Genomic DNA, 20,634 nt, shown 5'->3' on the forward strand with positions numbered 1-20,634 from the left:
TTGCATGGTTGCCCCCGCCAGCCGGCGAATTCCGGCGCAAGGAGCGGAGTGTCGACGATCGCGCGGTGGACGTAGACTGGACCGATCCCCGTCAACCGGACGCACGCGATGCACACCTTATCCTGCTCCCCGCCCCGCCACAACTTCCCGGCACTGGACACCCCCGCCGCGCCGCCGGCCGTCCACCACGACTGGCAGGCCGTCGAGCAGGCGCTGGGCGAGCAAGGACATGCCGTCCTGCCCGCGCTGCTCGATCCGGCCGGATGCGCGCGGCTTGCCGCGCTCTACCGCCAGGACGCGCTGTTCCGCAGCCGCATCGTGATGAGCCGCCACGGATTCGGCCGCGGCGAATACAAGTACTTCGCCTATCCCCTGCCTTCCCCGCTGCACGATCTGCGTCATGCGCTGTATCCGCGGCTGGCGCCCATCGCCAATCGCTGGAGCCGCCTGATGAAGCAGGATACGCGGTACCCCGACGATCTGGACACCTTCCTGGCACGCTGCCACGGGGCCGGCCAGCTCCGCCCGACGCCGCTCATCCTGGAATACGGCGCCGGCGACTACAATTGCCTGCACCAGGATCTCTACGGTGAACGGGTCTTCCCGCTACAGGTGGCCATCCTGCTGTCCGAGCCGGGACGCGACTTCACCGGCGGCGAATTCGTCATGACGGAAACCGCCAGCGACGGCCAGCGCGCCGACGTCATCGCGCTGCGCCAGGGCGACGCGGTGGTATTCGCCGTCAACCAGCGGCCCGCGCCGGGCCGGCGCGGCGGCGTACGCAAGGTGGCGATGCGCCACGGCGTCAGCCGGATCCACAGCGGCAGGCGGTACACCGTGGGGCTGATATTCCACGACGCGCGCTAGCGCAGGACCATGCAGACACTCGATCTCTTCTCCGACCCGGCCTCTGGCCAGCCCGAGCCCATGGGACCGCGGGCGTTCCTGCTGCGCGGCTTCGCCCTGCCCCGCGTCGACCAATTGCTGCCCGCCATCGCCGGTGTCGCCGAGGCCGCGCCGTTCCGCCAGATGGTGACGCCCGGCGGCTTCACCATGTCGGTCGCGCTGACCAACTGCGGCGCGCTGGGCTGGACAACCGACCGCCACGGCTACCGGTATTCGCGCACCGACCCGGCCACCGGCCTTCCCTGGCCCGCCATGCCGGCGGTCTTCGCCACGCTGGCCCGGGAAGCCGCCGACGCCGCGGGCTTCCCGGGCTTCGAACCCGACGCCTGCCTGATCAACCGCTACCTGCCCGGCGCGCGGATGTCATTGCATCAGGACAAGAACGAACGCGACTTCGACGCCCCCATCGTCTCGGTGTCCCTGGGCATGCCGGCGGTCTTCCTGTTCGGCGGCCACCAGCGCTCGGACAAGGCGGCCCGGCTCGAACTTCATCACGGCGACATCGCGGTCTGGGGCGGCCCGGACCGCCTGCGCTACCACGGCGTGATGCCGCTGGCCGGCGTCCCCCATCCGGTCCTGGGCAGCCAGCGCGTCAACTTCACGTTCAGGAAGGCGGGGTGAGTCGCGCCGGAATTCGCGCGCAAGAAACGGAGCGCTTGCGCCCGGACTATTCTCTATCCTGAGGCCATGACCACGAACACCGGAACATCCGCCATGGATACGCGCCTTCCGCCACCAGCCGCCTACGCCACCGACGACGCCCGCTGGCGGGCGGTCCAGGCGCGCGACGCCGGCGCCGATCCCCATTTCGTCTATGCCGTGCGCACGACCGGCGTGTACTGCCGCCCCGGTTCCCGGGCGCGGCTGCCCCGCCGCGCCAACGTTGAATTTTTCGACTCGCCGCGGGACGCCGAGGCGGCCGGCTACCGCGCCAGCCGGCGGCTGCGGGACGGACCCGATGCCGCCCGCGAACGCGCGGCGCTGATCGCCCGTGCCTGCCAGCTGATCGAAAGCGCCGAAACGCCCCCCGGCCTCGCGGAGCTGGCCGCCCAGGCGGGCATGAGCCCCTACCACTTCCACCGCGTATTCAAGGCGGAAACCGGCCTGACGCCCAAGGCCTACGCGTCGGCCCGGCGCGCCCGTCGGTTGCGCGAGGAACTGGGCGAGCCCGACGCCTCGGTCACCGATGCCATCTACGAGGCGGGATTCAATTCCAACAGCCGGTTCTACGAAACGTCCGACCAGTTGCTGGGCATGCGGGCGCGCGACTACCGCGCCGGGGGCGCGGGCGCCGTCATCCGCTTCGCGGTGGGCCAGTGTTCGCTCGGCGCCATCCTGGTCGCGCAAAGCCAGCGCGGCATCTGCGCCATCCTGCTGGGCGACGATCCGGAAACATTGGTACGCGACCTGCAGGACCAATTTCCCAAGGCCACGCTGATCGGTGGCGACGCGGATTTCGAGCAACTGGTGGCCCAGGTGGTCGGGTTCATCGAAGCCCCTTCGATCGGACTGAACCTGCCGCTGGACGTGCGCGGCACCGCCTTCCAGGAACGCGTCTGGCAGGCCCTGCGCGAGATCCCGCCGGGCCGGACCGCCAGCTACGCCGAGATCGCACAGCGCATCGGCGCGCCCCGGGCCGTGCGTGCCGTCGCCCAGGCCTGCGGCGCCAACCGCATCGCCGTGGCCATCCCGTGCCACCGGGTCATCCGGCGCGACGGCGACCTGTCAGGCTACCGCTGGGGCGTGGACCGCAAACGCGCGCTGCTCGGCCGCGAAGGGAAATGACGGCGCGGTCCTAGCGCACCGGCAAGAAAGAGAACAGCATCAGGTTCTGCGCGTAGTTGATGCCCAACCGGCGCGAATTCTCGCCCAGCAGATTGGCGATCAGGTCCAGGCGGCCGATGACCGCGCCGAACTCGCGCTCGAAGCTCAGGTTGACCTGTTTGTCCGTCCACTCGTTGGCCAGCAGCAGCGGCTCGCCCTTGGCATCACGCCGGGTGCCCAGCAGCCAGGCCGCCGCCTCGACATTGCGGGCCGCGTTGTAGACCCTGCCGCCGTCCAGCAGGTCGAAGGCGTAGAAACGCGTCTTGCCGTCGTGCGCCGCGACGATGGTGTCGGCCATCCCGTAGATGAACGCGGCGACGCGGTCGCCCGTATAGGCAGGATCGAGCGACACCGCCAGGATCTCGACGTCGCCCAGTCCCTGGAGCCCGGCGGGTGGCGTGCGGGCATCGATGGACCGCCTGACCGTCTCGGCGGCGACCTCCATCGAGGGCTTGCCCGACTTGCGCCATTCGCGCGGGTTCCGCTTGTAGAGCTTGGTCATCAGCGCCATCAGGCTCGACAGGTTGTCGCGCATGGCGATGGTCAGGGTCCGGTTGAAGTCGGTCTGCATCATCTGGTCCGAGGACATGTCCTCGGTACCCCGCGACTCGTAGCCGGGGCGGGGCATCGCGGTGTACTGGGCACAGCCGGCCAGAAGGGAAAAAGCCACCGCCGCCGCGCCCGCCATCCTGAACCTGGTCATGCGGGATCCGTTCGTCGCGTTGCCGGGAGGATAACCCAACGCGCGGCGATTTCCGCGCCGTTGTGAAACAGGTTTTCACAACAATGGTGAACGGATCACGCGGGACCACGGACTCTCGATCGGAGAAATGCGCATGATGCGCAAGCCTCCTGTTAAAAGACCGGACGACAGGCATGAGCATGCGGCGCGAGCATCGCCATGCCCGCCATTCACTACTCTTGCTGTATCCCCGCTTCGCGCACGACCCTCGCCCACGCCGGCAGCTCTTCCTTCAGGATGGCGCTGACTTCCTCCGGCGTGCTCGGCGTGATTTCGATGCCAAATGCCTTCCCTTGCTCATGAGTGGCCGGCTGGCGCAGGAAATCCGCGACTTCAAGATTGATGCGGTCGATGATCGGCCTGGGGGTTCCCGCCGGCGCGAACAGGCCAACCCAGATCGATACCCCGAAACCGGGGATGGTCTCGTTGAGCGTAGGCAACTCCGGCATCGCCTCGGTACGCTTGGCACTGGTCGCGCCCAGCACGCGCAGATTGCCGGCCTTGGCCATGGGCAAGGCCGAAGCGCCCCCCTCGAACATCATGTCGACCTGCCCGCCGCGCAAATCGGTGATGGCCGGCGCGCTTCCCTTATAAGGCACGTGCAGGATATTCGTGCCGGTGCTGACCTTGAACATCTCGGCGGTGAAATGATGACCGCTGCCATGGCCGGTGGAGGCATAGGTCAACTTGCCCGGTTTCGCCTTGGCCAGCGCGATCAACTCCCCGACCGTTCTGGCGGGAACCGAATTGTTCACCACCAGGTAGAAAGGTGTTCGGAACAACAAACCGACGGGAGAAAAATCAGCGACCGGATCGTACGGCACGCTCTTCTTCGACACGACATTCAAGACCATGGCGCTTTGCGCCCCGACAAAGAACGTATAGCCATCCGGCGCGGCCTTGGCCACCGCCTCGGCGCCAATAGCCTGGCTGGCGCCCGGCTTGTTCTCGACCACGATTTGCCTGCCTAGGCGCGCCGATAGATGCCTGGCCATCGAGCGTGTAAAGGTATCGACGAGTCCGCCCGCGGTCTGGGCCACGACGAAAGTAAGCGGCCGGGTCGGATAACCGGCTTCGGCAGTGCCTTGCGCCCACGCTCCTGCCGGTACGAACGGCGTCAACGCCGACGCCAGAAATAAAATGCTGGTACGGGATCTATTCGAAGATTTTTTCTCGATGCATGCCATGGCGACTCCCCCTTTTTTAATTTGATTTTCGGCTGGGAATCATACGTGGATTAGCGCGATGCATTATTCGCTTTGTTCGATCAAGAGATAGAGTTTATTTGTTTCCCCACCCGGCGTTTACCCGCTTTAATTTCCCGGCCCCGGCCCGCATCGAGCCGGCAGATTCGGTAATCAGACAATCCAGGCATGCGATCGCAGAAACCCATGAACACCGACGAGAAATCCGCAATTCAATCGGCGGCCGATGCCGCGGCGGCCGCGTCTCGGCACCTGCCCGTCAACGAGCGCGCGGATGCCATCGAGTACGCCATGGCGGAAGCCTTGGAAAAAACCGCGGTCAAATCGACCATTTACACCTCGGGCGAATGGGACCCCACCGCGCCCCGTCCCCGGGCCTATGTCCCCGGCGAACATCTGCTGATGGACGAAGATCCCCGCTTGCAGAAAATGCCGGCCAAACCGACGTTGTCCGATTTTTTCGAAAAACGCTTCCGCCCGGCGAAACAGCATTTATTGCAGAGCGCCGCGCTTGCCAAAGAAGCTGGACACGATGAGAAAGTCATTCTGGCCTGTCTGCTGCATGACATATCCGTCGTCGGCTTCATCCAGTCCGACCATGGCTACTGGGGGGCGCAGATGGTCGAGCCCTACGTCGACGAAGAAATCGCGTGGGCCATCCGCTACCATCAGGCATTGAGATTCTTTCCGGACCCCGAGGTCGGCTACGAATATCCCGAGTTGTATGTCAAGTATTTCGGCCGTGGTTATGTACCGTCCACCGCGATGCAGGAAGCCCACGCCTACGCGCGCAAGCACAAGTGGTACATGACCGCGCGCCTGATCACCATCAACGACATCTACTCCTTCGACGACAGGAAAACCGTCGAGCTGGAAGAATTCACCGACATCATCGGCAGGAATTTCCGCCAGCCCAAGGAAGGCCTCGGCAACGACCACAGCAGTTCGGCGCATATGTGGCGCACCATCATTGCGCCGACTCGATTCCTATAGGGCATCCGGCCGTCCGCGAAGCCTCCCATCCTGCCCGCATGCCCCGCAACAGACGAGGAGACACGCTAAATCCGCGCTCATCCCGAAACTAGGTGGTGGCCACCAGCAGTTCCTCGGCATTGGCCGGCGGACGCAGGCCATCCGCGCGGTCTGAAAAATACCGCCGTGCCAGTTCGTCGGCCGAAACGTGCCGCGCCTCCTTGAACCCCTGCCCGCGGGCCAGGTCCAGGATCTCCATCGGCCGGAAGAAACTCAAGAACGGCGTCCCGCTCGCGCGCGCGCCTTTCTCCGCCATTTCCAGGCCGGGACGCACCTCGGCGTCGGCCATGCCCAGCGGCAACAGGAACGTCATCGCGAACGTGGACCCGGACGCCAGCGTCGCGATCTGGCGCAGCGTGGCGGCATTGGCCTCTTTCGTCAGATACATGCTGACCCCCGTGGACACCACGACCGCGGGCTTGCCGCCATCGAAACCGGCCGCCGTCAACCTGCCCCACCAGGACTCCCCGGCCTCGAAATCCACCGGCACGAAACGTAGCCAGTCCGGCACGCCCAACCCCAGTTCGAGCAGCCGCCGGCGCTTCCAGGCCTGCGGCCCTGGCCGGTCGATCTCGAACACCCGCAGCCGCGCCGCCACGTCCGGCCGGCGCTGCGCGAAACTGTCCAGTCCGGCTCCCAGGATGACGTACTGTTCCAGCCCACGGCCCGCCTGTTCGGCCACCAGGTCCTCGATGAAACGGGCCCGGGCCACGATGGACGCGCGGAAAGGCCGGGTGAACCCCTGGTCCATGTCCCCGCGGCGCTGCCAGCCCGGCTCCGGATCCAGCAGGCGCAGGCCGATCTCGTCGTCCAGTACGTGCGGCGGCGCGTCGACCTCGACATGCAGGGCGCGCCACAAGGCCACCCGCGCCGCGGTGCTGTCGGGTGCCACATCCCGTTCGTTGTTCATGTTCTCCACCCTCTTGCGCGACCATCGCGGCCTTGTTTGCTAGATTACTGGCAACCTGGGAATTCCGCTCCGATCCCGTCAACCTCCGCATCTGCCTGCGCGCCCTGCGCTACCTGCCGGTCACCGGGCAGGCCCGGCCCGGGACGTCGACGCCGGGCCGCCATCGCGCAAGCGCATCGTGATCGCCGCGCCCAGCGCCGCCGCCATCCCGCCCACCAGGAATACCTGGGCATGGCCGAAGTGATCGGCGATCCACCCTGCAAGCGGCCCGGTCACCCCGTAGGCCAGATCCTGGAACGCGGCAAAACCGCCTATGGCGGTCCCGCGCAAATGCATCGGCACACGCCGGACCGCTTCCAGCCCCATTGCCGGGAACACCATCGAGCATCCCATGCCCGTCAGCAGCGCGCCCGCCATCGCGACCTCCGGCCCCGGGGCCAGCCAGAGCAGCGCCTGCCCCACCGCCTCCACCAGCAGCGACGCCAGCGCCACCGGCACGCCGCCGATGCGATCGGGCAGGGAACCGAACAATATCCGGACCGCGACGAACCCCAGGCCGAAGCACGTCAGCCCATAGCCGGCGCCTTCCCAACCCTGCGCGAGGAAATACAACGGGAAGAACGCGCCCAACGCGGCGAAACCTATGCCTTGCAAGCCGACCACGACACCGGGCCGCCAGATGCGCCCGAGCACCTGCGCGAACGGCGGACGCCGGCCCGCCTGCGCCGGCACCGCGGGCGCGAGCGGCCACAGCATCAGCGCGCCCAGCAGCGGCAGCGCGATGCAGATCGCCATCAGGCCCGGGAATCCCCGCTCCTGCAACAGCCACAACCCCAGCGGACCGCCAGCCGCGAACGCGCCGTACATGCCCATGCCGAACACGGCCATTACCAGCCCGGAACGCGCCGGCCCCATCATGGCCATGCTCCAGGCCAGCATGCCGACCAGAGCGAGACTCTCGCCCAGGCCCAGCAGCAGCCGGCCCGCGAGCAGGAGCGCATAGGACACCATGCCATGGCCCAGCATCGGCAGTGATGATGCCAGGCATAGCAGCGCGGCCAACGCATACAGGGCCAGTCCGCGGAACATGCCCGACTTGCCGCCGCGCTCGTCGGCCAGCCGGCCCGCCCAGCCACGGCTCAGAATGGTGGAAAGAAACGCGATGCCAACGGCCAGGCCCGAGGCAACATTGCCCATGCCCAGCGTGTGCGAGACATGCACCGCCACGGCCGGCATCGCCATGGCCACGGCCAGATAGCTCAGGAACAGCGCCGTGGTCATCCAGACCAGCCGGCGCAAGGGGGAATACTGCAGGACGTTCGACATCGACCGCCGCTCCTTGGGAGTCAGGGCGGCACGGCGCGGAGGGATGGAGGGGAACGATGAACGACGCAGCGCCAACGCACACCGCCAGCCGGCCACGGGTGCCGCTGGTGATGCGTTGGTTGACGTAAACGCTTACGGCTGCGTCCGAAAAAACACGGAAGGACGCGTGCGATGGGTATCTTATCCCTTCCCCGTGCCTGCCGGCAACGACATGCCAGGACCCGCCGGGATTCTTGCCTGGAATTCAAATGTCTTTGGCCGGCGATGGGCTTTATCCACCCACGCAAAGCCGGCAGAATGCAAGGCATCTCACGCCATCCAGGAGTTTTCCATGAGCATCCCTTCCTTCGGCGTCGGCACTTTCCGCCTGACCGGCCAGACCGTCATCGACTCGGTGAGCAATGCCCTGGAACTGGGCTACCGCGCCATCGACACCGCGCAGATCTACGGTAATGAGGCCGAGGTCGGCCAGGCGGTTGCCCAGAGCGGCGTCAAGCGCGCCGACCTCTTCCTGACCACCAAGATCTGGACCGACAACTACGCCCGGGACAAGCTCGCGCCCAGCCTGCGCGGCAGCCTGGACAAACTGCGCACCGACTACGTGGACCTGACCCTGATCCACTGGCCGGCGCCGGGCAACGGCGTCGAGCTGCACGAAACCATGACGGCGCTGGCCGAGGCCAGGGCGCTGGGCCTGACCCGGCAGATCGGCATCTCCAACTTCAACATCGCGCTGACGAAGGAAGCCATCGCGGCGGTCGGCAAGGACCAGATCGCCACCAACCAGATCGAGCTCAGTCCCTACCTGCAGAACCGCAAGCTGACCGCGTTCCTGAAGGAACAAGGCATTACCGTGACGTCCTACATGACGCTGGCCTACGGCAAAGTGCTGAAGGATCCGGTACTGGCCGCGATCGCCGCCAGGCACCATGCCACCGTCGCGCAAGTCGCGCTGGCCTGGGCGCTGCAACTCGGCTATGCGGTGATCCCCTCTTCCACCAGGCGCGAGAACCTGGCCAGCAACCTGCTCGCCCGCGACCTCGCGCTCGATGCCGACGACATGGCACGGATCGCCGCGCTGGAACACAATGGCCGCGAAGTCGATCCCCAGGGGCTCGCGCCCGAGTGGGACTAAGGGCAACGCCGCGTATCCGCGGCCGCCCGATTGCACGATACGGCGAAGGTTCACATATACAATTGAGGCCATTTTCTTTCCCAGCCTCATGCAGAACGTCGCCAACCCGTCATCTCGGCAACCGGGCACCCGGGACGTCCGCGTCCTGGCCCGCGGACTCACGATACTCTCCGCTTTTGAGCCGGAGAACGGCTGGTTGACCAACTCCGAACTGGCCGCGCTCACCGGCCTGCCCAAGCCCACCGTCTCGCGGCTGACCTCCAATCTGCTCGAGGCGGGCTACCTGGAATATTCGGCCCAGCGGGCCGCCTACCGCCTGGGCATGCCGGTCCTCGCGCTGGGTTTCGCCGCGGCCTCCCACAGCGATTTCGTCGTGCTGGCCCGGCCGCTGATGCAACAGTTCGCCGACGAGCACCGCGTCTCGGTGGTCCTGGCCTCCCCCGACGCCAGCAGCATGGTATGCAACGAGGTCGCCCATAGCCGCGAGATGCTGTTCACGCTGCGCGTGCGCGCGGGCTCGCGCCTGCGCATCGACCGCTCGGCCTTGGGCAGGGCACTGGTCGGCGCCATGGGCGATGCCGAGCGCCTGGCCTATCTCGAGAAGCTCAGCGTTGCCGATCCGTCGGCCTGGGAGCCGCTGAACCGGGAAGTGCCTCATGCCATCGCCCAGATGGCCAGCCAGGGCTATTGCGTGGCGGCGGGCACGCTGGAGGAAGGAACCAACGGCGTAGCGCTCGTGATCGACACCCCCGAGGGGCCGCACACCTATGCGCTGGGCTGCGCCGCGCCCTCGAACGCACTGGCGATCACGCGGCTCAAGCAGGAAGTCGCCCCGGGGCTGCTGGCGCTCAAGGCCAGGCTGGAAGCCGAGCTCAGCGCCGGCCAGGCGGAGTAGGCATGGTCAGGACCCGCCAACCGGCTACCGAGCCGTCCCAGGCCACCGACATCCAGGTCGACTCGCTGCGCCGGGGCCTGGAGATCCTCCGGCTGTTCGACGTGCGCCACCGCCGCCTGTCGCTGGACGACATCTCGAACAGGCTCGGCCTGACCCGAGCGACCACCGACAAGCTCGTCCAGACCTTGCTGAACCACCATTTCCTGCAATCGCTGGGCAACGACGTCTACCAGCCGCATGTCGCCTGCCTGGCGCTGGGACGCGCGGTCAAGCGCCGCCTGCCCACCGCCCAGGCGGCACGGCCGCTGATGCTCGAACTGTCCCAGCGCCATGGCGTCCACGTGACGCTGACCACGCGCGACCGGCTGCACATGCTGGTGGTCGAGCACTGCGTTCCCTCGGGCAAGGTCCGCCTGGGGCTGACCACCGGTTCGCGCTTCTCCATGGTCGCGTCCGCGTCCGGGCGCGCCTACCTGTGGGGGCAACCCGAGGAACAGCGCCGCGTCCTGCTGGCCCAGATCGAGGACGAGGCCGGCGCGGGCATGCGGCGGCAGATCGCCGACACCCACGCGGCCTTCCAGGAACTGGACAGGAACGGCTGGTGCTATCTGGCCTCGCCGGTCGCCAACCAGACCGCCTCCATCGCCACGCCGGTGCACGCCGGTGCCAGCGTGGAGTTCGCCCTGGCGGCCATGGCCGTGGGCGCCAGCCTGACGGAAAAAAACCTGCGCCAGCAGGTGGCGCCCGAACTCTTCGCCGTGGCCCAGCGCATCGCCCTCGAGAAAGACGCCGGCCGCTAGGGTCCTGCCCGGCGTCCCTCGTCCAGCGAACCCAGCGCGTCGCGCACCGCCTGGAGATGTTCCTCCGAAGCGTGGGCGATGGCCTGGAACGCGGCCACGACGTCCAGGTGGGTCGCCAGGGTATGTTGCTCCGCATCGCGCAACAGGCGCTTGTGCATGCGCATGGCCTGCGCGGGATGCCGGGCGATGCGGCGGGCCAGGCCATCGGCCCGTGCGCGCAGTTCGTCGTCGGGCACGACATCCGACACCAGGCCGATGCGCAGGGCCTCGTCGGCATCGATGGGGTCGGCCGTGAAGGCCAGCTCCATGGCCTTGGACCGGCCGACCAGGCGGGGAAGCATCCACGCCCCGCCGTCTCCCGCGACGATACCCAGCCGCGCGAAGCTGACCGAGAAACGCGCGCTGCGCGCCGCGACGCGTATGTCGCAGAAGCAGGCAAGATCGCACCCCGCGCCATAGGCCGGCCCGTTGACCGCGGCGATGACGGGGATCTCCGTCTCGCTCAGGGCCAGCGGCACCTGATGCACCGTGTCACGGTAGCGCGCCTGCACCTGGGCCACGGAACCGGCCGAGAACATGTCGCGCCGCGCCATCTGCCTCAGGTCGCCGCCCGCGCAGAACGCCCTGCCCTGGCCGGTGATGACCAGCACGCGCGCGGCGGGATCCGCATTGGCGCGGCGGATGTGGCCGGCCAGCTCCAGGAATTGCCCGGTGCTGGAAAAACGGTTCAGCGTGTCGGGATGGCTGAGCGTCAGGGTGACGACGCCGTCCTGGTCCTCGCGCTGGACGAACCCCTGGCCCGCGGTCATGGCTAGGCTCCGATCCAGCGCGGCGGGCGCTTTTCGGCGAAGGCGCGCGGGCCCTCGACGGCATCCGCGCTGGCATAGACGCGCTCGTGGAACTTGCAGGCCGCCTCGAAGCCGCGATCGCACCCCAGGTCCATCGCCGCCCCCACGCTCTTCTTGGCCGCCCATACGGTCAACGGCGCGTTGTCGGCGATCGTACGGGCGACCGCCTGTGCCCGCTCGCGCACCGCGGCGGGCGTCGCCTCCACGTAGTTGACGAACCCCAGTTGATGGAAACGTTCGATGGGATGCAGGTCTCCCGTCATCATCATCTCCAGCAGGAAGGGCTGCGGCAGCATCCACAGCATCGGCACCCCCCACGGCGAACCCCGCCCCACCTTGGCCTCGGAGATACCCCCGCGCGTTCCCCGCAGGCCGACCCGGATGTCGCTGTTGGCCGCCAGGACCATGCCGCCCGCGGTGAAGTGGCCGGTCATCGCGGCGATGATGGGCTTGGACACCCGCCGCATCCGCTGGTGGAACGGATCACGCAGCAACTCCAGCATGTCCTTGCCCGATTCCGCGCGTACCCTTGCGGCTTCCTTCAGGTCCATGCCGGCCGAGAACGTCCCGCAATCGGCCGAGGTCAGCACGACCGCGCGCACGGCCTCGTCGCGGTCGACCTCGTCCCAGAGATCCAGCAGCCGTTCGCAGACCGCGATCGACAGCGCGTTGCGCTGGTCCGGCCGGTTGATGCGGATCGTGGCGATGCCGGATGCCAGCGCGTACTGCACGGGGGCTTCGGTGGGTGTCGTCATGTCAGGCCTCCTGGATACGGGAAAACGGCTCGAGGGATTGCGCCACGCTTGCCGCTCACTCGGGCCTGATGTCGGCGGCGTTGGTAAGCCTGGCGTAGTGCCGGCTTTCCTCGGCGATGTACTTGCCGAATTCGGCCGGTGCCATCGGGAGCAACAGTTCGTAGCCCACGCCGTCCACCTGCTTGCGCAGCTCGGGTTGTTCGAGCACGGCGCGGACCTCGCGATTGAGCCGGTCGATGATCTCGGGCGAGGTTCCCGTGGGCGCGAACAGGCCGTTCCAGTTGCCGATCTCGAAACCCGGCAGCACCTCCTTCATGGCGGGCACCCCGGGCAGCTTGGCCGAGCGGTCCGGCGTGATGGCCAGCGCCTTGAGCTTGCCCGTGGTCATGTAGGCAAGACCGGTCGAGAAATCGATGAACATCATCTGCGTCTGGCCGCCCAGCAGTTCGGCGATGGCCTGGCCGTAGGCCTTGTACGGAATGGCGTTGATCTCGGTCTTCGTCATCACGCGGAAGGTGCTGCCGGTGATGCGCGTGGTGCTGTTGGCGTAAGGAAAGGACAGCTTGCCGGGGTGCTCCTTGGCATATGCGATCAGCTCGGCCACCGAGTTGACCGGCACCGAGGGATTGACCACCAGCGCATGCGGCACGCCGCCCACGATGGCCACCGGCGCGAAGTCCTTCAGGCCGTCGTAGGACACCTTCTTGAAGAAATACTGGTTCGCTACCTGGGTCGTGTTCGTGCCGAACAACAGGGTGTAGCCGTCCGGCTGCGCGCGCGCGACGTACTCGCTGCCTATCATGCCCGTGGCACCCGGCCGGTTCTGGACCACCATGGACTGGCCCAGGCGCTTGCCCAGCGCTTCCGCGACGACGCGCGCCACGGCATCGGTCGGGCTGCCCGCGGCGAACGGCACGACGATCGTGACCGGCTTCTCGGGATAGGCGGCGCGGGCCGCCGGCAGCCCCTGTACGGCAAGGGCCAGGGTGCACAGGCCCATCGATAGCAAGGGTTTCATCATTTGTCTCCTGCGGGGGTGGAATCGTTCGGACGGGTCTTTACCATGCGCAGCGGCGAGTAGGTCAGCACGGTCTCGCCGCGCTGGTTGACCACGCGGTTGGCGGTGCGCACCAGGCCCCGGTCGGCCTTGCTCGTTGCCCTGGCCTCGACCACTTCGCATTCGACGTGGATGGTGTCGCCGGCATTGGTGGGCTTGTGCACCTTGATGTCCGCCTCCATGAACGCCATGCCCGTGCGCTGCATGGTGCTCTGCATCAGCAGGCCCTCGGCCATGCAGAAGACCAGCGAACCTGGCGCCGGGCGCGACCCGATGATGGACTGCGAGGCGATGTAGTCCAGGTTGGTGAACATTTCCTCCACCATGCCCACCGTCCCGATGAACAAGGTGATGTCCGCCTCGGTGATGGTCCGCCCCAGGGTGCGGAAGCGATAACCGATCTCGACATCGTCCCAATAGAACCCCATTCCCAGGACCTCCAGCCCGTTGGCGTCGGTCGTGATTGCTCTACGCATGCCTTTCTCCTCCTGGTTCGCTGACTGTTTTTCTGTTCAAAGCACGCCGGCTTCGCGCAGCGCCGCCAATTGTCCGGGGGTCACGCCCACCGACCGCAGGACCTCGTCGGTGTGCTCGCCCAGCAGCGGCGGCGCGCTTCCCGGCTCCAGCGGCGTGGCCGAGAAGCGCATGGGATTGCGCACCGTCGGCACCCGGCCATAGCGCGGATGCCACAGCTCGGCGCGCATGCCCCGCGCGACGACGTGTTCGTCGGCAAAGACCTGGTCCATGCGGTTGATGGGGCCGCCCGGCACCTGGGCGCGTTCGAGCAGCGAGGTCCAATCGGCCAGGCTGCGCGAACGCGTGACCGGTACCAGCCAGGCGTCCATCTCGGTCCGGTTGCGCACCCGGGCGGCAATGGTCGCGAAACGCGGATCGGTGCCGACCTCGGCGTGGCCCACCGCCTCGCACAGGCGACGGAACTGGGTGTCGTTTCCGACGGCAAGGACCAGATGACCGTCCGCCGCCGGATAGACGGCATACGGCGCGATGTTGGGATGGCCGCTGCCCATGCGCTGCGGCACCTGGCCGCTGACCAGGTAGTTCATCGACTGGTTCACCAGCGAGCCGACCATGCAGTCCAGCAGGCTGATGTCGATGTGCTGGCCGCCGTGGCCCCGGTCCCGGTGCTGCAAGGCGGCCAGGATGGCGGTGGTGGCGTACATGCCGGCCAGCAGGTCGGCCACCGCCACCCCCGCCCGCTGCGGCCCGCCGCCGGGCAGGTCGTCGCGCTCGCCCGTCACGCTCATCAGGCCGCCCATGCCCTGGATCAGGTAGTCGTAGCCCGCGCGATCCTTGTAGGGACCGGTCTGGCCGAAGCCGGTCACCGAGCAATAGACCAGTTGCGGATTGATCTCGCGCAGCGAGTCGTAATCGAGTCCGTATTTCTTCAGCCCGCCGACCTTGTAGTTCTCCACGAACACGTCGGCGCCCCGCGCCAGGTCCCGGACGATGCGCTGACCGCGCGCATCGGAGAAATCGACGGCCACCGATTTCTTGCCGCGGTTGCAACTCATGAAATAGGCGGCGTCGCCGTCTTCCCCCGTGCGCTCGTCGGCCAGGAACGGCGGCCCCATCTGCCGGGTGTCGTCGCCGACGCCCGGCTTTTCTATCTTGATGACCTCCGCCCCCAGGTCGGCCAGGTTCTGCGTGGCCCAGGGGCCGGCCAGGATGCGGGAAAGGTCCACGACGCGAAGGTGGCTCAGCGGCTTGTTCATGGTGGTCTCGGTGCGGCCGGCGCTCGCCGGCTCGGAATGGAAGGTCATGGCGCGGCGTCGTAGTCGACCTCGACGATGAGATCGCCCTCGCGAACGCTCTCTCCACGCGCATGGCGCAAGGCCCGCACGGTGCCGGCCTGATGGGCGGTAATGGCATGCTCCATCTTCATGGCCTCGATGATGGCCAGCGTGTCGCCGGGCTGGACCCGGTCGCCCGGACGCACCGACAGCGCCGCGACGACGCCCGACATCGGTGCCGTGGCCAACCGGTCCGCATCGGCGCCGTCAAGCTCGCGGATCCTGCGCGGGCGCACGGTGTAGTGATCGCCGCCCACCTGCACATGCCAGCCGGATTCGGACGGACAAGCTTCCCAGCCGCGTCCATCGGCCCGTCCTCGCAGCCCCGACGCGTCGCGCACGACGCGCGACACCTTGCCGGCCGCCGCCACGTCCACACCCTGGCCGTCGGCCGCCGCGAAACCCGCCGCGACCGGCTCCTGGTCCAGCTCGAAATGCACGCGTCCCAATGATGCGCCGGCATCGAGGCAATGCCGGTCCATCGCGCCCTGCCCGGCTCCCCGCGTCCACGGCGAACCCTGCTCAGCGATGACGGGAAAGTGCAGCGCGGCTCCCACCGCCACGGCCGCTTCGCGGCTGCGCGGCGCCAGCAGGTCCTTGCGCTCGTCCAGGTAGCGCGTATGGACATGCCCGGACCTGACCGCCGGATCGTCCAGCACGCGCGACAGATACCCCACGTTGGCGGCCACGCCCAGCAATACGGTGTCGTCCAGCCCGGCCCTGAGCGCATCCAGCGCGGCCTGGCGATCGCCGGCATGGGCGATGATCTTGGCCACCATGGGGTCATAGAAAGGCGGCACCTCACCCGAGGCGTCCAGCGCCGTGTCCACCCGCAGGCCGGCGGGCCATCGCGCGCGGGCCACCGTGCCCGGCGACGGCCGGAAGTCCTGCGCCGGATCCTCGGCGTAGACACGCGCCTCGATGGCATGGCCAAGGCATGCGATGGCGGACTGCGCCAGCGGCAAGGGTTCGCCCGCCGCCACCCGCAATTGCCATTCCACGAGATCCAGGCCCGTGACGGCCTCGGTGACCGGATGCTCGACCTGCAGGCGCGTATTCACCTCCAGGAAGTAGCACTGGAGATCGCGGCCGACGATGAACTCGAAGGTCCCGGCATTGCGGTAGTTCAGGCTGCGCGCGCCTTGCAGCGCCGCCTCCAGCAGGCGCTGGCGCGCCTCGGCCGGCAGGTCCGGCGCGGGCGCCTCTTCCACCACTTTCTGATGGCGGCGCTGGAGCGAGCATTCGCGCTCGAAAAGGTGTACCGCCCCGCCCCGGCCGTCGCCGAATATCTGCACCTCGATGTGGCGCGGCTGATCGATGTAGCGCTCGACGATCATGCGGCCGTCGCCGAAGCTGCTACGCGCCACCCGGATCGCGGACTCGATCGCGCCCGCCAGTCCTTCATGGCGCGTGATGACCTGCATGCCCTTGCCACCGCCACCGGCCGACGGCTTGAGCAAGACCGGCAGGTCGATGGCGCGCACCTGCGCCTCGATCTGCCCGGGGTCGTCGCTGGCCTCGTCGGTGCCCGGCACCACGGGGACGCCCGCGGCGCGCATCAGCGCCTTGGCCCGCGCCTTGTCACCCAGCATGGCAATGGTCTCGGGCGCGGGCCCGATGAACACCAGCCCCGCCCGCTCGACGGCGGTGGCGAATCCGCTGTTCTCGGACAGGAAGCCGTAACCGGGATGCACGGCTTCACAGTTCGTACGCAAGGCCGCTTCGACCAGTTTGTCGATGCGCAGGTAGCTGTCTCCGGCCGGCCCCGGCCCCAGGCAAACCGTTTCCACCGCACCGCCCAGATGGGCCGCGGCGGCGTCCGCCCCGGAATGGACCGCCACATACTCGATGCCCAGGCGGCGGCACGTGCGCGCGATGCGCCGGGCGATCTCGCCCCGGTTCGCGATCAGGATTCTCTTCCACATGTCCTACATCCTGAAAATGCCGAAGCGTGTCGATTCCCCGGGGCTGCCCGCCGCCAGCGCCAGGCCCAGCGTCAGCCACGCGCGCGTATCGGCGGGCTCGATCACACTGTCCACCCACAAGCGCGATGCCGCATGCAGGGCCGTGCTCTCGGCATCGTAGACGGCGCGCACCGGGGCCTTGAAGGCCTCGGCCTCGTCGGCGGAAAACGCCTTGCCCTGGCGCGCCAGTTGCTCGGCGCGCACCAGGGCCAGCACCGTGGCCGCCTGCTCGCCCCCCATCACCGAGGTCCTGGCATTCGGCCACATCGCCATCAGGCGCGGCCCGAAGGCGCGCCCGCACATCGCATAGGCGCCGGCGCCATAGCTGCCGCCTATGACCACGCTGAACTTGGGCACGCGCGCCGTGGACACCGCGTTGACCATCTTGGCGCCGTCCTTGGCGATCCCGCCCTGCTCGTACTGCACGCCGACCATGAAGCCGCTGATGTTGTGCAGGAATACCAGCGGGATGTTCTCCTGGCAGCACAGCTCGATGAAGTTGGTGGCCTTCTGCGCGCTCTGGCCGAACAGCACCCCGTCGTTGGCCAGGATGCCGACCGGATACCCGCCTATCGCGCCCGTGCCGCAGATCAGGCTGGCGCCGTAGCGTTCCCGGTAGGCCACGAACTCGCTGCCGTCCAGCAGCCGCGCAAGCACGTCCCGGATCGGGATGGCCTGCTTGGGGTTGGCGGGAATCAGCCCCGGCAGTTCGGCCGGATCGTGGCGCGGCGCAACCGGAACACGCGGCGGCGCCGGCAAGGCGCCAGCCTTGCCACGCGCCACGATGTCCCGGACCAGCGCCAGCGCGTGCAGTTCGTCGTGCGCGAAATGATCGGCGACGCCGGACAGGCGCGTATGGATGTCGGCCCCGCCCAGCGCCTGCGCATCGACCCGTTCGCCGGTGGCCGCCTGCACCAGTTGCGGCCCGCCCAGGTAGATGGTGCCGGCCTGGTCGACGATGACGGTTTCGTCGCACATCGCCGGGATGTAGGCGCCGCCCGCCGTGCATGCGCCCAGCACGGCCGCGACCTGCTTCAGGCCCAGGGCGGACATCTCGGCGATGTTGCGGAAGATCTTGCCGAAGTGGTGCTCGTCGGGAAAGATGTCCCCCTGCAGCGGCAGGTAGGCGCCGCCCGAATCCACCAGGTAGACGCACGGCAGGCCGTTCTCGCGGGCCACCGCCTGCGCGCGCAACTGCTTCTTGATGGTGAGCGGATAGTAGGTGCCGCCCTTGACCGTGGCATCGTTGGCCATGACCACGCAGGCGCGGCCGGCCACCATTCCGATGCCGGTGATCATGCCCGCGCCCGGCGACTGGCCGTCGTACAAGCCGTCGGCCGCCAGTTGCCCGATCTCCAGGAACGGCGTTGCGGGATCCAGCAAGGTATTGATCCGTTCGCGCGGCAGCAGCTTGCCGCGCGCCAGATGCGTCTGGCGCGCGCGTTCGCCGCCCCCCTCGACGGCACGCTGGCGCGCGGCATCCAGCGGCACGCGCAATTCGGCGTAGGCCGCGGCGTTGGCGGCGAACTCCTTGCCGTCGGTGCGTGTACGGGAAGACAGGATGGCCATGGCGTCGGATCGTCAGGAAGGGGTCTCGGCGCCGCGCACCGGCAGGCGCATCAAGGCATAGCCCAGCGACTTGCCGGTCTGGTCCAGCCGCAGGGTACGCGTGGCGCCGCCCCCCAGGGCGTGTCGCATCACCACGACCACCGCGCCGATGTTGTCCATGGGATGGCATTCCACCTCGCCCCGCACCCAGTCGCCGTAGATCCGCTTCACGTCGGCCGGCGTCACGCTGGCGCGCAGCCACGTATATTCCCGCGGCCCGCGGGCGACCAGGCCGACGGAGCAGACGTCCCCCTTGTCCCCGGACCGCACGTAGGCGATATCTTTCACTTGCAGTGTCATCGGCATGCTCCTCAAGCCACCAGGATCTCGGTCTTCTGTTCGACGGCGTCGCGCGGGATCAGCGTCGGCCACAGCGCGATCACGGGACGCGGCTTCATCGGCGTGCCGAACGAGGTGCCCCCAGGCCCCATGATCCACAGATTCGTCCCGGCCCGCCGCACCTTGTCGGCTTCCTCCTGGGTGCGCGTGCGCACCGCGCAGCGCAGCCCCACCTCGGGCAGTTCGTTGGCCCACTCCCGGCCGGCGAATGCCGCCGCGGGTCCATGCAGGGTGTTCAGGCCGACGAAATCGAAATGCACCTGGTCGGCCGCCAGCCCCATGCGCTCGAAACGCTCGAGCAGGGTCTCGCGCGCCTTCACGGCACGGTCGTAGGCGTTGGGCCATGGGAAAAAAGCCATCGTCTCCCCTATCCATCCATCCTGGTAACCCACCACCATCTTCCACTGGTCGGGCGCGGGCTCCCCCCGCATGCCGCTGACGCGGACGCGGTCCTGGCCTTCGTCATTCAGCGTGAGGGACGTGAAATCGGCCACCGCGTCGGGCATCAGATAGCGGCGGGGATCGCCGATTTCGTAGACGAGGTGTTCCTTGACCGTCCACTGATCGACCCGGCCGCCGCTACCAGGCAGCTTGGTGACGGTGGCATCGCCGGTCTCGTCGACCTCCAGGATGGGAAAGCCGACACGGCCCATGTGCGGCATTTCCGCAAACCGCGACGACATGCCGCCCGAGCAGCCCGCCGCGCACTCGACGATGTGCCCCAGCGTCACCGCCGCGGCATACCGGTCCACGTGCGCGGCGTCGCGGCGCCAGCCGAATTCGTGGGCCAGAGGGCCGACGTACAGCGCATTGTCCGATACCCGTCCGGCGATGACGACGTCGGCGCCGCCGGCCAGCCCCTCGCTGATTCCCGAGCTGTCGGTATACACGTTCGCGCAGACCACGCGATCGCGAATGGCCGCGAAATCCTCGTCGCCCGTATCGAGATTGCGCAGCGGCACGCCTTGCGCGACCAGCTCATCCAGCTTGCCCAGCATGTCGTCGCCCTCGACCAGGGCGATGCGGGAGCCGGCCAGTCCCGCCTGGCGGGCCCCCTCGGCGATCCGGTCGGCCGCGGCGCGCGGATTGACGCCACCGCCGTTGGAAATCAGGCGCGTGCCGGCGGCCTTCGCCTTCGGCAACAACGCGATCATGGCCTGCACCGCATCCGGCACGTAGCCGGCGTCGGGCCGCTTGAGCTTCTGCCGCTGCAGCAACGCCATGGTCAGCTCGGCCAGGTAGTCGAAGCACAGGTAGTCCAGGTTCGCCCGTTCCAGCAGTTCTTCCGCGGGGTCCAGCGCGTCGCCCCAGAAGCCCGACCCGGCACCCATCCGCACGATGCGGCCCATATCTGCCTCCATTTCTAATTTCATTTTACTTTATCTAATTTCATTATATTTTTCATTCGACGAAAACGTCAAGCACGAGATCCAGGCTCGACATCGGGCAACATCGAATTGGGGGGGTGGGGAGGGAA

General features: G+C 67.8%; 20 protein-coding genes. 7 read left to right on the top strand and 13 right to left on the bottom strand.

What is annotated here, in order from left to right; translation table 11 throughout:
- Positions 1-108: 108 nt before the first annotated feature.
- The 3 genes from AC1Q6E_RS04360 to ada all read left to right on the top strand — a co-directional run bounded on the left by AC1Q6E_RS04360 (position 109) and on the right by ada (position 2,691).
- Positions 109-867: a 2OG-Fe(II) oxygenase gene (locus AC1Q6E_RS04360; RefSeq protein ID WP_492572266.1), complete on the top strand. Its 759-nt coding sequence runs from the start codon at positions 109-111 to the stop codon at positions 865-867.
- A 9-nt stretch (positions 868-876) separates the two neighbouring features.
- Complete coding sequence (gene alkB, locus AC1Q6E_RS04365; RefSeq protein WP_152796874.1) at positions 877-1,527, top strand: DNA oxidative demethylase AlkB; 651 nt, start codon at positions 877-879, stop codon at positions 1,525-1,527.
- 93 nt (positions 1,528-1,620) lie between these two features.
- Positions 1,621-2,691 carry a bifunctional DNA-binding transcriptional regulator/O6-methylguanine-DNA methyltransferase Ada gene (gene ada, locus AC1Q6E_RS04370; RefSeq protein WP_492572267.1) on the top strand — a complete coding sequence of 357 codons (1,071 nt, stop codon included), beginning with the start codon at positions 1,621-1,623 and terminating at the stop codon, positions 2,689-2,691.
- A 10-nt stretch (positions 2,692-2,701) separates the two neighbouring features.
- Here the strand turns inward: ada and AC1Q6E_RS04375 are convergent, their stop codons facing one another.
- Positions 2,702-3,433, bottom strand: a complete 732-nt coding sequence (locus AC1Q6E_RS04375) for a hypothetical protein (RefSeq protein WP_152796878.1) — start codon at positions 3,431-3,433, stop codon at positions 2,702-2,704.
- 212 nt (positions 3,434-3,645) lie between these two features.
- Entirely contained in the window at positions 3,646-4,659 is a 1,014-nt protein-coding gene (locus AC1Q6E_RS04380; RefSeq protein WP_492572268.1) for a Bug family tripartite tricarboxylate transporter substrate binding protein, read from the bottom strand.
- A 204-nt stretch (positions 4,660-4,863) separates the two neighbouring features.
- Between AC1Q6E_RS04380 and AC1Q6E_RS04385 the strand changes: the two genes are divergently transcribed.
- Positions 4,864-5,670, top strand: a complete 807-nt coding sequence (locus tag AC1Q6E_RS04385; RefSeq protein WP_152796881.1) for an HD domain-containing protein — start codon at positions 4,864-4,866, stop codon at positions 5,668-5,670.
- Between the two features lie 88 nt (positions 5,671-5,758).
- On the opposite strand, the gene AC1Q6E_RS04390 is transcribed toward AC1Q6E_RS04385, so the two are convergent.
- On the bottom strand, positions 5,759-6,619 hold the full coding sequence (locus AC1Q6E_RS04390) for a class I SAM-dependent methyltransferase (protein WP_152796883.1): 861 nt from the start codon (positions 6,617-6,619) through the stop codon (positions 5,759-5,761).
- A 120-nt stretch (positions 6,620-6,739) separates the two neighbouring features.
- Positions 6,740-7,945 (bottom strand): arabinose transporter, encoded by a 1,206-nt coding sequence (locus AC1Q6E_RS04395; protein WP_152796885.1) that lies wholly within the window; start codon positions 7,943-7,945, stop codon positions 6,740-6,742.
- 331 nt (positions 7,946-8,276) lie between these two features.
- Between AC1Q6E_RS04395 and dkgB the strand changes: the two genes are divergently transcribed.
- From dkgB to AC1Q6E_RS04410, 3 genes are all read left to right on the top strand, one after another.
- Complete coding sequence (gene dkgB / locus AC1Q6E_RS04400) at positions 8,277-9,080, top strand: 2,5-didehydrogluconate reductase DkgB (RefSeq protein ID WP_152796887.1); 804 nt, start codon at positions 8,277-8,279, stop codon at positions 9,078-9,080.
- A 196-nt stretch (positions 9,081-9,276) separates the two neighbouring features.
- Positions 9,277-9,975, top strand: coding sequence for an IclR family transcriptional regulator (locus AC1Q6E_RS04405; protein WP_492572269.1), 699 nt, complete (start codon positions 9,277-9,279; stop codon positions 9,973-9,975).
- Between the two features lie 2 nt (positions 9,976-9,977).
- Positions 9,978-10,775, top strand: coding sequence for an IclR family transcriptional regulator (locus AC1Q6E_RS04410; RefSeq protein ID WP_492572270.1), 798 nt, complete (start codon positions 9,978-9,980; stop codon positions 10,773-10,775).
- Here the strand turns inward: AC1Q6E_RS04410 and AC1Q6E_RS04415 are convergent.
- Genes AC1Q6E_RS04415 through AC1Q6E_RS04455 form a run of 9 tightly spaced genes read right to left on the bottom strand, consistent with a single transcriptional unit; the run spans position 10,772 to position 20,518 of the window.
- Positions 10,772-11,584: an enoyl-CoA hydratase-related protein gene (locus tag AC1Q6E_RS04415; RefSeq protein ID WP_152796893.1), complete on the bottom strand. Its 813-nt coding sequence runs from the start codon at positions 11,582-11,584 to the stop codon at positions 10,772-10,774. The genes AC1Q6E_RS04410 and AC1Q6E_RS04415 overlap by 4 nt on opposite strands.
- Before the next feature lie 2 nt (positions 11,585-11,586).
- On the bottom strand, positions 11,587-12,378 hold the full coding sequence (locus tag AC1Q6E_RS04420) for an enoyl-CoA hydratase/isomerase family protein (protein WP_492572271.1): 792 nt from the start codon (positions 12,376-12,378) through the stop codon (positions 11,587-11,589).
- Between the two features lie 55 nt (positions 12,379-12,433).
- A complete protein-coding gene (locus AC1Q6E_RS04425; protein WP_492572272.1) occupies positions 12,434-13,396 on the bottom strand; it encodes a Bug family tripartite tricarboxylate transporter substrate binding protein in 963 nt (320 codons plus the stop codon).
- Positions 13,396-13,911 (bottom strand): FAS1-like dehydratase domain-containing protein, encoded by a 516-nt coding sequence (locus tag AC1Q6E_RS04430; RefSeq protein ID WP_152796896.1) that lies wholly within the window; start codon positions 13,909-13,911, stop codon positions 13,396-13,398. The genes AC1Q6E_RS04425 and AC1Q6E_RS04430 overlap by 1 nt, the downstream gene beginning before the upstream one ends.
- Before the next feature lie 36 nt (positions 13,912-13,947).
- Complete coding sequence (locus AC1Q6E_RS04435) at positions 13,948-15,216, bottom strand: CaiB/BaiF CoA transferase family protein (RefSeq protein ID WP_296559292.1); 1,269 nt, start codon at positions 15,214-15,216, stop codon at positions 13,948-13,950.
- On the bottom strand, positions 15,213-17,171 hold the full coding sequence (locus AC1Q6E_RS04440; protein WP_296559290.1) for an acetyl/propionyl/methylcrotonyl-CoA carboxylase subunit alpha: 1,959 nt from the start codon (positions 17,169-17,171) through the stop codon (positions 15,213-15,215). Before AC1Q6E_RS04440 ends, AC1Q6E_RS04435 begins: the two co-directional genes overlap by 4 nt.
- A gap of 3 nt (positions 17,172-17,174) precedes the next feature.
- On the bottom strand, positions 17,175-18,779 hold the full coding sequence (locus AC1Q6E_RS04445) for a carboxyl transferase domain-containing protein (RefSeq protein ID WP_492572273.1): 1,605 nt from the start codon (positions 18,777-18,779) through the stop codon (positions 17,175-17,177).
- Between the two features lie 12 nt (positions 18,780-18,791).
- Positions 18,792-19,118, bottom strand: coding sequence for an AtuA-related protein (locus tag AC1Q6E_RS04450; protein ID WP_492572274.1), 327 nt, complete (start codon positions 19,116-19,118; stop codon positions 18,792-18,794).
- Between the two features lie 11 nt (positions 19,119-19,129).
- On the bottom strand, positions 19,130-20,518 hold the full coding sequence (locus AC1Q6E_RS04455) for an acyclic terpene utilization AtuA family protein (protein ID WP_492572275.1): 1,389 nt from the start codon (positions 20,516-20,518) through the stop codon (positions 19,130-19,132).
- Between the last annotated feature and the right edge of the window lie 116 nt (positions 20,519-20,634).

The sequence above is a fragment of the Pigmentiphaga sp. MLSB6-MA01 genome (assembly GCF_058793475.1).

Excerpts from the sequence above, each read along its gene's own strand:
- AC1Q6E_RS04360 (WP_492572266.1), top strand. The coding sequence starts at position 109 with ATGCACACCTTATCCTGCTCCCCGCCCCGCCACAACTTCCCGGCACTG.
- AC1Q6E_RS04425 (WP_492572272.1), bottom strand. The coding sequence starts at position 13,396 with ATGAAACCCTTGCTATCGATGGGCCTGTGCACCCTGGCCCTTGCCGTA.
- AC1Q6E_RS04410 (WP_492572270.1), top strand. The coding sequence starts at position 9,978 with ATGGTCAGGACCCGCCAACCGGCTACCGAGCCGTCCCAGGCCACCGAC.
- alkB (WP_152796874.1), top strand. The coding sequence starts at position 877 with ATGCAGACACTCGATCTCTTCTCCGACCCGGCCTCTGGCCAGCCCGAG.
- AC1Q6E_RS04440 (WP_296559290.1), bottom strand. The coding sequence starts at position 17,171 with ATGTGGAAGAGAATCCTGATCGCGAACCGGGGCGAGATCGCCCGGCGC.
- AC1Q6E_RS04430 (WP_152796896.1), bottom strand. The coding sequence starts at position 13,911 with ATGCGTAGAGCAATCACGACCGACGCCAACGGGCTGGAGGTCCTGGGA.
- AC1Q6E_RS04395 (WP_152796885.1), bottom strand. The coding sequence starts at position 7,945 with ATGTCGAACGTCCTGCAGTATTCCCCCTTGCGCCGGCTGGTCTGGATG.
- AC1Q6E_RS04375 (WP_152796878.1), bottom strand. The coding sequence starts at position 3,433 with ATGACCAGGTTCAGGATGGCGGGCGCGGCGGCGGTGGCTTTTTCCCTT.
- dkgB (WP_152796887.1), top strand. The coding sequence starts at position 8,277 with ATGAGCATCCCTTCCTTCGGCGTCGGCACTTTCCGCCTGACCGGCCAG.
- AC1Q6E_RS04385 (WP_152796881.1), top strand. The coding sequence starts at position 4,864 with ATGAACACCGACGAGAAATCCGCAATTCAATCGGCGGCCGATGCCGCG.
- AC1Q6E_RS04455 (WP_492572275.1), bottom strand. The coding sequence starts at position 20,518 with ATGGAGGCAGATATGGGCCGCATCGTGCGGATGGGTGCCGGGTCGGGC.
- AC1Q6E_RS04445 (WP_492572273.1), bottom strand. The coding sequence starts at position 18,779 with ATGGCCATCCTGTCTTCCCGTACACGCACCGACGGCAAGGAGTTCGCC.
- AC1Q6E_RS04450 (WP_492572274.1), bottom strand. The coding sequence starts at position 19,118 with ATGACACTGCAAGTGAAAGATATCGCCTACGTGCGGTCCGGGGACAAG.
- AC1Q6E_RS04390 (WP_152796883.1), bottom strand. The coding sequence starts at position 6,619 with ATGAACAACGAACGGGATGTGGCACCCGACAGCACCGCGGCGCGGGTG.
- ada (WP_492572267.1), top strand. The coding sequence starts at position 1,621 with ATGGATACGCGCCTTCCGCCACCAGCCGCCTACGCCACCGACGACGCC.
- AC1Q6E_RS04420 (WP_492572271.1), bottom strand. The coding sequence starts at position 12,378 with ATGACGACACCCACCGAAGCCCCCGTGCAGTACGCGCTGGCATCCGGC.
- AC1Q6E_RS04380 (WP_492572268.1), bottom strand. The coding sequence starts at position 4,659 with ATGGCATGCATCGAGAAAAAATCTTCGAATAGATCCCGTACCAGCATT.
- AC1Q6E_RS04435 (WP_296559292.1), bottom strand. The coding sequence starts at position 15,216 with ATGACCTTCCATTCCGAGCCGGCGAGCGCCGGCCGCACCGAGACCACC.
- AC1Q6E_RS04415 (WP_152796893.1), bottom strand. The coding sequence starts at position 11,584 with ATGACCGCGGGCCAGGGGTTCGTCCAGCGCGAGGACCAGGACGGCGTC.